15 protein-coding genes and 3 tRNA genes are annotated in these 13,901 nt (G+C 56.4%); 12 read left to right on the top strand and 6 right to left on the bottom strand.

Annotation, left to right across the window (positions count from 1 at the left end; genetic code table 11):
- The 5 genes from N3G78_12155 to N3G78_12135 all read right to left on the bottom strand — a co-directional run.
- On the bottom strand, positions 1–213 hold a 213-nt coding region (locus N3G78_12155), incomplete at its 3' end, for a GTP-binding protein (protein MCX8118669.1).
- A gap of 55 nt (positions 214–268) precedes the next feature.
- Positions 269–344: transfer RNA gene (locus tag N3G78_12150), tRNA-Thr, on the bottom strand.
- 96 nt (positions 345–440) lie between these two features.
- Positions 441–516 (bottom strand) — tRNA-Gly (locus N3G78_12145).
- Positions 517–662: 146 nt separating this feature from the next.
- Positions 663–747 (bottom strand) — tRNA-Tyr (locus N3G78_12140).
- Positions 748–881: 134 nt separating this feature from the next.
- Positions 882–1,823 carry a LysR family transcriptional regulator gene (locus N3G78_12135; protein MCX8118668.1) on the bottom strand — a complete coding sequence of 314 codons (942 nt, stop codon included), beginning with the start codon at positions 1,821–1,823 and terminating at the stop codon, positions 882–884.
- Positions 1,824–1,934: 111 nt separating this feature from the next.
- Here N3G78_12135 and ppcB point away from each other — a divergent pair, with 111 nt between their 5' ends.
- From ppcB to N3G78_12085, 10 genes are read left to right on the top strand one after another with little or no spacing between them, the layout of a single operon-like run.
- Complete coding sequence (ppcB, locus tag N3G78_12130; protein ID MCX8118667.1) at positions 1,935–3,353, top strand: phenylphosphate carboxylase subunit beta; 1,419 nt, start codon at positions 1,935–1,937, stop codon at positions 3,351–3,353.
- A 36-nt stretch (positions 3,354–3,389) separates the two neighbouring features.
- Positions 3,390–3,881, top strand: a complete 492-nt coding sequence (locus tag N3G78_12125) for a flavin reductase family protein (GenBank protein MCX8118666.1) — start codon at positions 3,390–3,392, stop codon at positions 3,879–3,881.
- Between the two features lie 37 nt (positions 3,882–3,918).
- Positions 3,919–4,476, top strand: coding sequence for an HAD hydrolase family protein (locus N3G78_12120; protein MCX8118665.1), 558 nt, complete (start codon positions 3,919–3,921; stop codon positions 4,474–4,476).
- Positions 4,477–4,506: 30 nt separating this feature from the next.
- Positions 4,507–6,180: an AMP-binding protein gene (locus tag N3G78_12115; protein MCX8118664.1), complete on the top strand. Its 1,674-nt coding sequence runs from the start codon at positions 4,507–4,509 to the stop codon at positions 6,178–6,180.
- Complete coding sequence (locus N3G78_12110; GenBank protein MCX8118663.1) at positions 6,177–6,719, top strand: HAD hydrolase family protein; 543 nt, start codon at positions 6,177–6,179, stop codon at positions 6,717–6,719. The genes N3G78_12115 and N3G78_12110 overlap by 4 nt, the downstream gene beginning before the upstream one ends.
- Positions 6,720–6,742: 23 nt before the next feature.
- Complete coding sequence (gene ppcA, locus N3G78_12105; GenBank protein ID MCX8118662.1) at positions 6,743–8,194, top strand: phenylphosphate carboxylase subunit alpha; 1,452 nt, start codon at positions 6,743–6,745, stop codon at positions 8,192–8,194.
- A gap of 11 nt (positions 8,195–8,205) precedes the next feature.
- Positions 8,206–8,463 carry a phenylphosphate carboxylase subunit gamma gene (locus tag N3G78_12100; protein ID MCX8118661.1) on the top strand — a complete coding sequence of 86 codons (258 nt, stop codon included), beginning with the start codon at positions 8,206–8,208 and terminating at the stop codon, positions 8,461–8,463.
- A complete protein-coding gene (locus N3G78_12095) occupies positions 8,460–9,848 on the top strand; it encodes a UbiD family decarboxylase (GenBank protein ID MCX8118660.1) in 1,389 nt (462 codons plus the stop codon). Before N3G78_12100 ends, N3G78_12095 begins: the two co-directional genes overlap by 4 nt.
- Positions 9,845–10,444, top strand: coding sequence for a UbiX family flavin prenyltransferase (locus N3G78_12090; protein MCX8118659.1), 600 nt, complete (start codon positions 9,845–9,847; stop codon positions 10,442–10,444). Before N3G78_12095 ends, N3G78_12090 begins: the two co-directional genes overlap by 4 nt.
- A 16-nt stretch (positions 10,445–10,460) precedes the next feature.
- Complete coding sequence (locus N3G78_12085) at positions 10,461–10,844, top strand: CTP-dependent riboflavin kinase (GenBank protein ID MCX8118658.1); 384 nt, start codon at positions 10,461–10,463, stop codon at positions 10,842–10,844.
- Here the strand turns inward: N3G78_12085 and N3G78_12080 are convergent.
- Positions 10,823–11,392 (bottom strand): hypothetical protein, encoded by a 570-nt coding sequence (locus N3G78_12080; protein ID MCX8118657.1) that lies wholly within the window; start codon positions 11,390–11,392, stop codon positions 10,823–10,825. The two genes, N3G78_12085 and N3G78_12080, sit on opposite strands and share 22 nt — an antisense overlap.
- Positions 11,393–11,458: 66 nt before the next feature.
- Between N3G78_12080 and N3G78_12075 the strand changes: the two genes are divergently transcribed.
- Both N3G78_12075 and N3G78_12070 read left to right on the top strand, forming a co-directional pair.
- The gene (locus N3G78_12075) at positions 11,459–12,094 is read left to right on the top strand and encodes an HD domain-containing protein (protein MCX8118656.1); all 636 of its coding nucleotides are present in this window, start codon (positions 11,459–11,461) and stop codon (positions 12,092–12,094) included.
- Positions 12,095–12,234: 140 nt separating this feature from the next.
- Positions 12,235–13,899: a hypothetical protein gene (locus N3G78_12070; protein MCX8118655.1), complete on the top strand. Its 1,665-nt coding sequence runs from the start codon at positions 12,235–12,237 to the stop codon at positions 13,897–13,899.
- The last annotated feature ends 2 nt before the right edge of the window (positions 13,900–13,901 follow it).

The raw sequence follows: 13,901 nt of genomic DNA, 5'->3' as shown, positions 1-13,901 counted from the left end.
CTCATACTCCACATGCGCAATCGCAATCGTCAAACCCCGCTCCTTCTCCTCCGGCGCCTTGTCAATCTGATCAAACGCCATATACTGCGCCAACCCCCGAGCCGACAACACCTTCGTAATCGCCGACGTCAACGTCGTCTTCCCATGATCCACATGCCCAATCGTCCCCACATTCACATGCGGCTTCGTCCTCTCAAACTTCGGCTTCGACATGGCTCCTCCCTCCTTGAGTTCCTCCAAAGAAGATGATCGAAAGGCCTCGCCTCGTTGGAGCCCACGACCAGGATTGAACTGGTGACCTCATCCTTACCAAGGATGCGCTCTACCGACTGAGCTACGTGGGCATGGGTGATGAGAAAAATAAATAAAAAACCTGTCAGCGAATCGAGACAGGCTTCCTCTTGAATGGAACCTCTATCACCAAGTAAGGTTGTATTCTTTGGAGCGGGAAACGGGGATCGAACCCGCGACCCTCAGCTTGGAAGGCTGATGCTCTACCAACTGAGCTACTCCCGCTTTTCCTCTCAATCGGGGTCGTTTTGTTGGACAACGGTCACTTCTCGGATCCACGGATATCGACGAAACCACACTTCAGCGGGCAAACCGCTCAAAAACCTTTTCCGCCCAGCTTCAGACCTTTTAATATCGAATTAATATCGAACTGGTGGAGAGGGGAGGATTCGAACCTCCGAAGGCATTGCCAACAGATTTACAGTCTGTCCCCTTTGGCCGCTCGGGAACCTCTCCAAGATCTTTTGAATTGCTTTTGAGCAAAATCCTCCGTGCAAACAAAAAGATTGGAAAATCAATGAGTTATATTAGAAGATCCCAGAGCAAAAAGATTTTTAACTTATTATTTTTAACCAAGTATTATTTTTTTGTCAAGTTTTAATTTGTAAATTCCGTACCTTGCCTCCCCCCTCCCTCTTCTCCTCGATGAAGCGGCTGAAATGTTGGATGGCCGGGTTGCCTCTCTCCGCCTTCAGATAGAGCAAAGAGACCTGTAACTGGAATCTTTCTTCCAGGGGGATCCGGACCACCTGTCCCCTTTTCGCCTCCTCCTCAGCGATCCGATCGACGATGACCGAAATCCCTCTTCCTTCGGAGACCCACTGTTTGATGAATTCTGAGCTGCCGGCTTCGATGAAAAGGGAGGGGTGAACTCCCAGCTCTTTGAAGGCCTCCGTCACGATTTTTCTCGTCGTCGATCCTCTGGCCCGGATGATAAAAGGGTATCCCTCCACGGCCCTGAGGGAGACGCTCCGGTGGCTGGCCAGGGGATGCTGGGGGGAGACGATCAGGACGAGTTCTTCCTTAAGAAACGGAACGCATTCGAACTTGGGGGAAATTTTGGTCACGGCGATCAAGGCCACATCGTTCTGGTAGGCCAGCAGGCTCTTCTCTATCTCCTCCGAGCTCCCGACATCGAGGGCGATCTTGATCGAAGGAAAGCGCGTCTGAAATTCCGAGAGAAGTTCGGGCATCAGGCATCGGGAATAGGATTCCGTCGTTCCAATTCTCAGAAAACCATGGTGCTCCTTCCGGAGTTTTCCAAGAAGATGCTCGACCTCCTGAAGGTGTCCTGCGATCCTCTGGGTCGATTTGAAAAGGATCTTTCCCGCTTCCGTCAGGCCGAAACCGGCCTTTCCCCTTTCGATCAAGCGCATCCCGATCTTCTGCTCGAGCCCTTTGATGTGTTTGGTCACCGCGGGCTGGGTGACGTAGAGTTCCTCGGCGGCCTTCGAAAAACTCTTCTGCTTCGCCACCTCGTGGAAAACGAAAAGGGATTGGATCGAATCATAAAGGGGGATCTGCTTGCCCATAACCAGAAGTTATTAAAACATAAAAATAAATGAATTGACAAGCCCCTCCTGTTCAAAAGATAATGAAGGCCAAATCGACTTTTAACCCACGATTGGGGAAGGAGGGTGAAGATGGACCTCAGGGAATTTATCGCTAAATGTGAAGCGGTCGGGGAATTAAAACGGATCAAGGCCGAGGTGGATTGGGACCTCGAGATCTCCCATATCGCCAAGCTCGTGGAAGAGAAAAGCGGACCGGCCCTGCTTTTTGAAAACGTCAAGGGATATACCAGCCCCGTTCTGACCGGCGCTTTCGGAACGACCAAAAGGCTCGCCATCATCCTGGGAAAGGACCCCTCCCTTTCCATGGTCCAGCTCACCAAGGAATGGGTCAATGTGGCCGTCAAGGAAGTGATTAAGGCCAAGGAGCAGAAAGATGGGCCCATCTTCGAAAACGTCCTCGAGGGAGACAAGGTGGATACCTTTGCTTTCCCCTCCCCCAGATTCTATGAGCTCGATGGGGGTCGGTATTTCGGGACCGCGGTCTTCATGGTGTTGCAGGACCCCGAGTCCGGCGATATCAATCTCGGAACCTACCGGATGGGGATCCTCGATGATAAGACGGTGGGCGTCCAGATCCTGAAGGGGAAAAAAGGGGACCGCATCTTGAAAAAGTATGCCAAGGCGGGCAAAAAGATGCCCGCTTGTGCCATCATCGGGGGAGACCCCCTCCACGTCCTGGCCGGTGCGGCCACCACGGTGAAGGCGAAGAGTGGTTACGACGTGGTGAGCTCTTTACGAGGGGAACCCGTCGAGATCGTCAAGGCCCCCCTGACGGGGCTCCCCATCCCTGCGGCCGCGGAGATCGTTCTCGAAGGGGAGATCGATCCGAAAAACCTCCGAAACGAAGGCCCCTTCGGAGAATATACCGGTTATTACACGGAGGAATTGATCAAACCCATCCCGAAGCCCGCTCTCGACGTAAAACGGATCTATCATCGAAACAACCCCATCCTCTGGGAAACGAGCGTGGGCAGGCCCGTCGGAGACCAGCATATCCTCTATGCCTTCACGAGGAACGCCAGCCTCTGGACCGAACTGGCCAAGATGGAGATCCCTGGAATCAAATCGGTCTACACCCTGCCCGAGGCCTCCGGCCGATTTATCGTGGTCGTCTCCGTGGAGCAGATGTATCCAGGTCATGCCGATCAGGTGGCAGCTGCGGTGATCGCGAGCAACACAGGAATGTACGGGGTGAAAATGGTGATCATCGTCGATCACGACATCGAGGCCGACGACCTCCCCCGGGTATGGTGGGCCCTCGGGACGCGTTATAACCCTCAGCGGGGCACCCAGATCATCCACCGCGGACGATCGACCCCCCTCGATCCTTCCCTCGGGCCGGAGGACAATAAATTTATCACCTCCCGGATCATCCTCGACGCCACCATCCCCTTTGAGTGGACGGTCAAGCCGACGGAAATCAAGCTTTCGGAAGCGATGCTGGCCAAGGTGAAGTCCCGATGGAAGGAGTACGGGTTTGAGGATTGAATCGGTTCTGAACGCAGAGAAAGGAGGAAGGGCAAGATGTGGCATTATAGAGATGTAATTTTTGGAGAACTTCCCTGCATCGTCACCTTTGTGAGCGTCGAAGCAGGGGGGAAACATAATCTCATGACGGCTTCGGGGATGTTTGTCTCGGATTCCCCTCCCCTGATCGCCATCAGCATCTCCAAGGAGAGCACCACCCATCGCCTCATCCCCAAGGCCAAGGAATTCGTCGTGAACCTCGCCTCCACCCATCAGGTCGACCTGGCCGAGAAGTTAGGGGCGATCCACGGAGAATCCATCGACAAATTGAAGACATTTAAGATCAACACCGAGCCTGCCTCTACGATCAAAGGAAGCATGATCACCGATTGTTTCGCCAATCTCGAATGTAAACTGGTGAATTCGGTGAAGGAGGGCGACTATATCCTCTACGTCGGGAAGGTCGTCGCCCACAAGATCCGACCCAAGTTGAAACCCTTGATCTGGTTCGAAAATCGCTACTACCAACTGGGGAAAAAGCTGGGCTGAGCCGGTCCCCGAAAGGCTTGAGGGAAAGGAGAAAGGCATGGGATTCGAAAAAGACCTCGCAAAGGCGAGAGAGAAGGCCAAGAGGATCAAATTGTTCGCCCACGATGTCCACGGCGTCCTCACCCCGAACACCTTCTTCTGCGATATCGAAGGCCGACGGAAGTATGCCTTCTGGCACATGGACGGGTTTGGCGATCTCTCCCTGACGGCCAATGGAATCCAGATCGCGTTTTTGGATACGACCTCCATCGATGAGGAGGGGCTCTTCCGCGCCAGGGAATTAAAACTCGATAAATTCTACTTCCGGGTGAAAGATAAAGTGGCAAAACTGGAGGAGTTAAAACGTGAGCTGAACCTCAGCGACCAAGAGGTGGGTTACATCGGTTGCGAAATCACGGACCTCCCCCTCCTGAAAAGGGTCGGATTCGCTGTGGCCACAGCCGATGCCATCGATGAAGTGAAGGAGGTCGCCGACTACATCACCACCGCACCCGGAGGTCGAGGGCCAATCCGGGAGACCTGTGAATTCATCCTCCGTTCGATGGGAAAATGGGAAGAGTGGGTCGAAAAGGTGACCCGCATGGGATACAAATGACCTTCCCCAAGCCTTGGAGAGGAGGATGAGATGACAGGCTATCTCGAAGGCTTCACCCCTTATCCCCAAGAAGATGCTGAGAAATATATTCGCCTTCGCTGGTGGTCCGGTATGACCTTGGGGGATCTCCTGGACAAGGCGGCGGATGTCTTTCCGGACAAAGAGGCCTTTGTGGACGGACAGCACCGGCTCACCTTCAAAGAGGCGAGGGAGAAAACCGACCGCCTCGCGGTGAGCCTTTTGGACCTTGGGGTCGCCCCGAGAGACCGCGTCCTGATTCAACTCCCAAACTGGGTGGAGTTCGTCTTCGCCTACTTTGCAACCCAAAAGGTCGGTGCCATCCCGGTGTTGCTCATCGACCGCTATCGACAGCACGAGATCCAGTACCTGGCCAAACTCTCGGAGGCCACCTTGTGGATCGTGCCGGAAAAATATAAGAAGACCGATTACCTTCCCATCGTCGAGGATGTGGTCAAGGAGACCCCTTTTTTGAGAAACGTCATCCTTGTCCGGAGCGAGGGTCTGGGACTCTATAAAAGCATGGAGAAATTGATGGCAGGGGTGGAGCTCAACGAAGCCAACCTCACCCGGCTTGCCTTGAGAAGACCGGATCCCATGGAGGTCGCCCACATGGGTCCCACGGGTGGGACGACGGGTCTTCCCAAACTGGTCCCCCGAACCCACAACAGCCTCATTTGCACCATGGAATTTGCCGCCTATGCCTGGGAAGTGAGTCACAGAGACACCTGCCTCCTCGCCGGACCGATCGGCCATGACCTCACCTTCACCAAAGGGCTCGGAAGCACCCTTTTTGCCTTTGGCAAGAACGTCTTTCTCGATACGACGGAGATGAAGGAGGTCTGCGAGACGATCCAGAGAGAGAGGGTGACCACGATCGTCTGGACGCCGACGCTTGCAAAAAGGCTACTCGACTACGAAGGCCGGAAAAACTATGATCTCCGTTCCCTGAGGGCAATGCATTGTGGCGGGAGCCTGAGCCTTCCTGAGCTGGTGAAGGGGGTGAGGGAAGATCTCCGCTGTCACTTCTACAATGGGTATGGAGGCACAGAGGGCCAGACCACCCTGACCCGAACCGGGGATCCTCTCGAGACGATCCTCCATACCGTGGGGAAACCCACCTGTCCTTACGACCTTTACAAGGTGGTGGGCCCGGACGGCAGAGAGCTCCCTCCCAACACGCCGGGAGAATTGGTCATCAAAGGGCCGGGAGTCTTCACCGGTTACTACAAAGCGCCCGAGGAGAATGCGAAGGTTTTCACCGAAGATGGGTTTTTCCGGACCGGGGATCTGGCCATCATCGATGAAAGGGGCGTGGTCAGGCTCACCGGCCGGGTCAAAGAGATGATCAATCGAGGAGGCGAAAGCATCAGCGCCACGGAGATCGAATCCCTGATCAGCACCCATCCCGATGTCGCCCTGGTTGCGGTCGTGCCCATGCCCGACCCGGACCTCGGAGAACGGGTCTGCGCATACATTCAACCCAGGCCGGGGGCGGATTTAAGCTTTGAAAAGATCATCGCCCACCTCAAAGAGAAGAAGGCCTCGGTCCTCCAGCTTCCGGAGAGGATCGAGTTCGTCGATCGGATGCCCTTGACCAAAGCGGAAAAGATCGACAAGAAGGCCCTCAAAGAGGATATCGAGAGAAAACTGAAAGGAGATTTCGAAAGGGGAGGTTTCCGATGAAAGACAGGGAGCAGGCCGTTGAGAAAGCCAAAAAGGTAAAGTTTGTGATCCTCGACATTCACGGGATCCTGACGGATAACACCCTATATTATACGGATGATGGGAAGAAGTCGGAATGCTTCTCCCTTCGCGACCGTCTGGGATGCCTGGCCCTCCAGGAAGGGGGGATCGGCGTGGCCTTCCTGACCAGTAAAATCACGAGGACGGATGAACAGGTGGGGAAGATCTACGGGGTCCCGCTGGAGAAATTATGGGGGACCTCGGCCAAGATCGGAAAGCTCGATGAATTTGAAAAAGACTCTGGCCTCAAGGACGAGGAGATCTGCTACGTCGGGGACGAGATGATCGACCTGGGCGTCATGAAGCGGGTCGGTTTTTCGGTCGCCCCCTCAGACGGCTCGGTCGAGGCCAAAGAGGTGGCGGATTATGTGACCCTGGCAGGGGGTGGAAGGGGGGTGGTCAGGGAGGTGGCCGAATTCATCCTCAGGGCCCAGGGGAAGTGGACCGACGTGATCGAAAAACTCTCGAAAGGGGATTAAAACCATTCCGAAAGGAGGATGTGATGGCTTATACGTTTTACAAAGATAATCGGGAATTCATCAAGGCCCTGGAGACCCATGACGACCTCGTCACCATCCACCAGGAGGTGGACTGGGACCTTGAGATGGGCGCGATCGTCCGCAGGGTCTGCGAACGGAAATCACCTGCCCCCTACTTTAAAAAGATTCGGGACTATCCGGGATTCGAAGCCTTCGGGGCCCCTTTGGCCACCTACAAACGGCTCGCCATCGCCATGGGCATGCAACCAGATGCCTCCGTGCCTGAAATCTCCGATGAGTATGTGAAGCGAACGACCGGAGAGCCGATCAAACCGGTCGTCGTCGACAAGAAAAAGGCTCCCTGTAAAGAGAACATCTGGCTGGACAAGGATGCTGACCTCTTCAAGTTGCCGGCCCCGATGGTTCACGGAGGAGATGGAGGGAGGTATCTGGCCACATGGCATTTCGTCGTCTCCAAAGATCCTGACAACGGATTCGTCAACTGGGGGATGTACCGACAGTCGGTCTTCGACGAAAAGACCATGGTCGGCCCGGTCCTTCCCTTTTCCGACATGGGAAAGATGTTTTATGGAAAATACGTCCCCAAAAACAAACCCATGCCCTTTGCTACGGTCATCGGCTGCGATCCCCTGGCTGGGGTGGCCGCCTGCGCCCCTTCCCCCATCCCCGAAGACGAGTTCACGGGCATGTTGATGGGCGCTCCCGTGGAGCTGGTCCCGTGCGAAACGAACGACCTCCTCGTCCCGGCCCATGCCGAGATCATCATCGAGGGAGACGTCATTCCCAACGTCTTGATCGAGGAGGCGCCCTTCGGAGAGTATACGGGCTATCGGACCTCCCCGAGAGAACCGAGGACCGTTTACCGGATCAAGGCCATCACCTTCCGCAACAACCCCATCTTGACGGTCTCCAATATGGGCGTCCCCACCGACGAGGGGCAATTGCTGCGATCTTTTTCATTAGGCCTTGAAATGAGAAAGCTCCTCGAAAGCCAGGGCATTCCCATCACCGGGGTCTTCATGTGGCCCGAATCGACCCACCATCTTGTCGTCGTCGGAACCAAGGTCGCCTACAGCGGGATCGCCACCCAGATTGCCAATCTCGTCTTCGGATCGAAATTGAGCCCTTGGTTCCACATGGTCGTCGTGGTCGATGATAAAACCGATATCTACAACAAGGACGAGGTGATTCACGATCTCTGCACCAAATGCCATCCCATCCGGGGCATTCGAAAATATGAACAGGCCCCCGGAACGCCGCTCTATCCCTTCGCCGACCCCGCCGATCGAAAGTGGAGCCGGGGCGCTCAGGTCCTCTTCGACTGCACCTTCCCCCTCGATTGGCCGAAGGGGATGGTTCCGATCAAGGTCAATTTCAGCAACCCCGATATCTACCCCAAGGCGATTCAGGAAAAGGTTTTGACCAACTGGAAAGCCTATGGATTCAAGGATTGAGGAGGGAGAGCATGGCCAGAAAAGAGTACGACACCTTCATTCTGACAGACCCCGACACCTTCCCAGAAGACCAGGAGATGGAGATGATCGTCCGAGACCTCACCCCTGAGGATCGCCGCTATAAATACAGAAGTACCTACGCCATTGCCATGGTCTCCAAATCGGAGACCAAATACCCAGACCTTCTGTGGGTCCGCCTGGGAAGGGGTCAACTCCAGGAGAGGCCCTGGTCGATCAAGATCCTCAAAGAGGTCAACAAATTTCAATGATCTCTTCCGGAGCCTCCTTGAGGCCAATCTCAGGGCTGGGTGACTTTCTGGACGCCTTGAGATCCCAAGGCGACCTCCTTTCCATCAAGCTTCCGCTGGACCCTCGATATGAAATCTCGGCGGTCCTGTCGGAGCTGGGGAAGCGGGACTCACCAGCGATCCTTTTTGAGCGGGTCAAAGGCCATCGGGTGCCCGTGGTCGGTAACCTTCTCGGAACGAAAAGACGCCTGGCCCTGGCCCTCCGGGCGGAGCCCGAAACGCTCTTTGAGGAATTTCTTAAGCGCCTCGGACAAGAAATCCCACCTGTCCTCGTCCGCGAGGAGACCCCCAAGGAGGTCATCAAAAGGGGAAAGGGCCTCGACCTGAGGAGGCTGTTGCCCATCCTCACCCACTATGAGGACGACTCCGGTCCTTACATCACCTCGGGGGTCTCTTCCGCCCGGGATCCCGAAACCGGCGCGATGGGACGGGGGCTTCACCGAATGGAACTCAGAGGCAAAGACCGCCTCGGGATCTCCCTGCTCAACCCTCCCCTTTCGGAAATCTACGAGAAGTACAAAAAGAGACGGAGAAAGATGGAGATCGCCACGGCCATCGGCCTGGATCCCCTGATCTTCATCGCGCCCATACTCAAAGCCCCTCCGGGAATGGACAAGCTCGCCCTGGTGGGAGGTCTCATCGGAAGGGCGATCGAGACGGTCAAGGCGGAGACCGTCGATCTCGAAATCCCCGCCCGCGCCGAGATCGTGATCGAAGGCGTGATCGATCCCATGGGTAAGGAAGAGGACGGGGTCCTCGGAGAATCGAGCGGCTATTACATGGGCTTCTCCAGGAGCCCCTCCATCGAGGTGACGGCCCTTACCCTGAAAAAGGGGGCCTTCTATCACGCCATCGTGCCCTGGAGCCTCGAGGTGGACAACCTCCTCTACCTCGTCCATGGCCTCGACTTTGTGCCAAAGATGAAAAGGGAGGTCCCCGCCATCCGGGAGATACGCTTCGTCCCCGGAACCTTCGGCTCCCATGCGGTCATAAGCATAGAGACCGATAGCCGGGCGGAGGTCCGAAGGGCCCTGGCCTTGGCCCTCTCCTTTCCCCATATCAAAAAGGCAGTGGCGGTCAATCCGGACATCGACCTTCACAGCAATCAGGAGATCGAATGGGCCCTGGCCACCCGTTTCCAGGCCGACCGAGACCTCATGGTATTGACCGAGATGAGGGGACAACCTATCGATCCTTCAGCGGGAGAGGGGTTCTTCACCGCCAAGATGGGGTTGGATGCCACGCGGCCGAGGCCCGAGGGGTTCAAAAAGGTCGATGTCCCGGAGGAGGTAAAACGAAGGCTCTCCCCTCTTCTCCACGACCTCAAGGCGAAAGGAATGAGATGAAACGGTTGATCGTGGGAATCTCGGGAGCCACCGGGGCCATCTACGGAATCCGATTGCTCGAGGTCCTCTCGAGATCCAAGGTGGAGACGCACCTGGTGATCACGGAGGCGGGCGAGAAGACCATCCGGATGGAGACCGATTGGAGGGTCGAGGAGGTCCGGGCCCTGGCCAAGGTGGTCTACGACATCAAGGATGTGGGGGCCGATATCGCCAGCGGTTCCTTCCAGACCGACGGGATGGTCGTCATGCCCTGTTCGATTAAGAGCCTTTCGGCCATCGCCAACTCTTTCAACCTCAACCTCCTGATCCGGGCCGCCGATGTCACGATCAAGGAACGACGAAAGCTGGTCCTCGTCGTCCGGGAAACCCCGCTCCACAAAGGCCATCTCAACCTGATGATGAACCTGGCCGACCTCGGGGTGATCATCCTTCCGCCTGCCCCGGCCTTCTATTTCCACCCCAAGACGATGGATGACCTCATCAACCACACCGTCGGAAAGGTCCTCGACCTCTTCCATATCGAACACAACCTCTTCGCCCGCTGGGGGAGCCAAACGGTCAAAAATCATCTGAAAAAGAGAGGGTTGAACCATTAAGATTCGAGGAAAAATTGTGGGGGGGTTGAAAGAGGCGAATCAATTTACCCAGATCCCCTGGGTGCGAAGACAGTTCATCGAGAAACTTTCCATCGATCCCTATCCCGGCACCCTCAACCTCCAGATCCACGACCTCGATTCGCTTCGGGCCTACCAAGATCTCAAAAAGAGGGAGGGGATCGAAATCGTCCCGGAAGACCCCTCCTTCTGCAGGGCTCGTTGTTACCCGGTCCTCATCCATCAGCGCCTGAGGGGGGCCATCGTTCTTCCCCTCGTGGAACATTATCCCGAAAACAAGGTGGAGCTCATCGCCTCCCAAAAGATCCAGACCTCCCTCTCTTTAAAAGAAGGCGATGAGATCGAGATCGAGGTCCTCCTCTACCCGTCTTTCTCCCAGTAAAGCAATTTCTTGATCCGCTCGATCAATGCGGAACGGACCGCCGCATTCCTGATACGGGTCACCTCTTTCCACTCTCTCCAATCCCCCAGGAGTTCATAGTAGAGGTTGGCACAGGCCTTCTGACAGAAGACCTTTCCCTCCGGATTCACCCTCTTCACGCACTCCTTCAGCTCCTTCAGAAGCCGGTCTTTCTCCCCCTCGTCCTCGGTATGGAACATCAAGACCTTGGTGGGCTTTTCCGGTTGGCTCGAGCCGAACTTCCCTCGGACCGGGCGATCCCCGAGGAACCGTTCCTCGTACTCCTTGAGGACCTCCAGGCACTCCTCTTGATCGTTCAGAACCGCCACCACCTTCCAGCAGTGGAAGGCCTCCTTCAACTCGATTTCGTCCCGGCCGGCCTGTAACTGCTCGTAGAGATGGGTGATGCAGGGGACACAGCGCCCATAAATACTCCACTTCGTCATTCGAAGGTTCGGATCGCTCTCGAAGCTCACCCAGCTCTCTTTCGACTCCTGCCAGACCCTCCGGTCCAGATAGATCCGCTTCATCTTGATCCCCTGATCAAATTATCATACCATAATTTCCATTCGAACCCAACGAAGGAAGGGGCTGAGGTGAAAAGCCGCAGGGGCAGCACCTATCAGAAGATCTTTGAGCTGGCCAGGCCCTTTCTTCAGATCCGGTGTAATCTGGTCCACACCCGGATCGCCCGCCGCTACGCCTTGAAACTCATCGAGAGGGAAGGGGGCGACGAAGAGGTCATCATCCCAGCGATCCTGCTTCACGATGTCGGGTGGATGGCCATTCCGGCATCCCTCCACCTCCAGGCCTTTGGACCCAAGGCCACCAACCCTAAATTGATGAAGATCCATGAACGGGAAGGGGCGAAGATCGCCAAGGCGATACTCGAGACGATGGGTTATCCGAAAGAGAAAACGGAGGAGATCTGTCGGATCATCCGTGGCCACGATTCGAGAAAGAGGCCCCTCTCCCTCAACGATCGGATCGTGAAAGATGCGGACAAACTCTGGCGTTACTCGGCCAGGGGGGTGGCGATCGATGCCAACCGGTTTAACCTCTCCCAGCCCGCTTGGCTCGCCTACCTCGAACAGGCCATCGGCCGATGGTTCTTGACCGATTCGGCAAAGGAGATGGCCAGACGGGAGATCGCCCGTCGGAAAAAGGGGCTCTCGGGGGCCCGTCCCAGGGCCTTGGACCGACCCTGTTTGAAGGGAGGTGACCCTCGCTGAAACGATTCCTCTTTGGGTCGTTCTTTTTGATCGCGCTGGCCGGCCTTGGTCTCTTCTCCCCGACTCCTTCTTCGATCTCCTCCGGGACTTCCCCTCATCCGAAGATCGTATTGAGGGACCACGAGGGAACTCCCCTCACGATGGGGAGCCAGTCTCCCTACAGCCCCAAAAAGACCTGCGGTGCCTGCCACGACTACGACCAGATCACAAAGGGGTACCACTTCCAACAGGGCCGCCTGGATGGGTCGGGGAAGATCGCGGTGAGCGACACCTTCGATCCCCAAACGCCCGGGAGTCTCTCCTCCGGGCTCTATGGAAAATACTCTCCCCTCTCACCCGATGCGAGCCTCCTCTCCCGAAAAACGAATCGGACCTTTTCCGAAATGGATCGATCCACCTTCTTCTACGTCCGGAATTGCGGCCCCTGCCATCCAGGAGGAGGATGGGCCGAGTTCGATCGAAGGGGAAACCCTTACTACGATCCCTCGAAACGGAAGTTTGGCTATGAATTTTTTGGCGAGCCTCCTCACCTCGACGGGGATTATACCCCTTTCAGCGGAGGCCATGAGAATTACGGCGCCCCTTGGGACCGAAGCGGGGTGAACGAAGCGGACTGTCTCATCTGCCACCTCCCGGGATATCGATGGAAAGAACGCGCGGCCTTTCTGAGGGCGGGGCTGTTTCGCTACGGACCTGCGGCAGGAGCGGGCTGGGCCACCTTCAAACCTCCTTCTCCACAAACCCCTGAGGCCCAGACCGGCTCCCCGCGGATCGATTACACCAACAAGGAGGTGGCCGATTTCGAAAACCTCCATGTTCAGATCGTCCGAAGGCCTCCTTCCGAGAATTGCTGGTCCTGCCATGCCCCCTATGGAGAAAAGAAGAGGGGATACGAGTGGAGCCCCGAGACGGATGTCCACCGGGCCAGAGGGATGGAGTGCGTCTCCTGCCATCCGGGGAACAAGGAACACCAGATCGCCAAGGGAGATTCCCTCTCGTTGACGGTCCGAGACGACCTGGACCAGACGATGCCTTCCTGCGAGGACTGCCACTACAAAAGAAGGGATCGCAAAGCGCCCCGCCCCCGCCACCCCTTCTCGCCCCGCCACCTGCGGAGGATCGCCTGCCAGACCTGCCACCTTCCTTACCGGTCCCTTTCCGCGGAGCTCGTCTATGATCACACCACCGGAGAGACACGGATCTATGAGACCTCGGACTTCATCCCCTCCGCCGGAGCGAGGTCCCCTCTCTGGTACCCTGGTCTCAGGAATTTCAAGGGAAAGATCGTACCGGTGAAGCCCGCCCTTCCGATCTACTGGGGAGATCTGGACGAAAAGAGGAATGTCGTCAGACCCATCCCGCTCTGGAAGATCCGGGAGATGAAGAAACCGCCCCTCCGAGATGACAACGGGGACGGCGTTCCAGAGGTGAACAGCCTCGAGGAGATTCGATCCTTCCTCCTCGCCCTCAAAGGAAGAGACCGCTTCGGAAATCCCATCGCCGAGCTGCCCGTCCTCCTCAAGGGAGGATTTCTCTATCGATTGGATAAAAAAGGGGCGGTGGAGAAGATTCCCCACGATAGGGCCCGACCGACGGACCTCTCCCTCAACCACAACGTCCGGCCCGGGTCCCTCGCTCTCGGGGCCAAAGGCTGCAAAGAATGTCATGTCAGGAATTCTCCTTTCTTTCTGAGGAAGATCCTTGTCGACCCTTACGACGAGAAAGGGAAAGCGGTATACGTCGAGGCGTGGGAATGGATGGGGATCGAGCGGGAGAGGCTCGGTCGCCTGCTCCTCGAGCAGTAGTC

The organism is Thermodesulfobacteriota bacterium (assembly GCA_026415035.1).
Classification (GTDB): domain Bacteria; phylum Desulfobacterota; class BSN033; order BSN033; family UBA1163; genus RBG-16-49-23.
The sequence above is the reverse complement of the archived record's forward strand: the minus strand, read 5'-3'. Positions and strand labels throughout refer to the sequence as shown.

What these genes read in the sequence shown, in the direction of transcription:
- N3G78_12135 (MCX8118668.1), bottom strand. Translation starts at nt 1,823, where the DNA reads ATGGGCAAGCAGATCCCCCTTTATGATTCGATCCAATCCCTTTTCGTT.
- ppcB (MCX8118667.1), top strand. Translation starts at nt 1,935, where the DNA reads ATGGACCTCAGGGAATTTATCGCTAAATGTGAAGCGGTCGGGGAATTA.
- N3G78_12125 (MCX8118666.1), top strand. Translation starts at nt 3,390, where the DNA reads ATGTGGCATTATAGAGATGTAATTTTTGGAGAACTTCCCTGCATCGTC.
- N3G78_12120 (MCX8118665.1), top strand. Translation starts at nt 3,919, where the DNA reads ATGGGATTCGAAAAAGACCTCGCAAAGGCGAGAGAGAAGGCCAAGAGG.
- N3G78_12115 (MCX8118664.1), top strand. Translation starts at nt 4,507, where the DNA reads ATGACAGGCTATCTCGAAGGCTTCACCCCTTATCCCCAAGAAGATGCT.
- N3G78_12110 (MCX8118663.1), top strand. Translation starts at nt 6,177, where the DNA reads ATGAAAGACAGGGAGCAGGCCGTTGAGAAAGCCAAAAAGGTAAAGTTT.
- ppcA (MCX8118662.1), top strand. Translation starts at nt 6,743, where the DNA reads ATGGCTTATACGTTTTACAAAGATAATCGGGAATTCATCAAGGCCCTG.
- N3G78_12100 (MCX8118661.1), top strand. Translation starts at nt 8,206, where the DNA reads ATGGCCAGAAAAGAGTACGACACCTTCATTCTGACAGACCCCGACACC.
- N3G78_12095 (MCX8118660.1), top strand. Translation starts at nt 8,460, where the DNA reads ATGATCTCTTCCGGAGCCTCCTTGAGGCCAATCTCAGGGCTGGGTGAC.
- N3G78_12090 (MCX8118659.1), top strand. Translation starts at nt 9,845, where the DNA reads ATGAAACGGTTGATCGTGGGAATCTCGGGAGCCACCGGGGCCATCTAC.
- N3G78_12080 (MCX8118657.1), bottom strand. Translation starts at nt 11,392, where the DNA reads ATGAAGCGGATCTATCTGGACCGGAGGGTCTGGCAGGAGTCGAAAGAG.
- N3G78_12070 (MCX8118655.1), top strand. Translation starts at nt 12,235, where the DNA reads ATGGGGAGCCAGTCTCCCTACAGCCCCAAAAAGACCTGCGGTGCCTGC.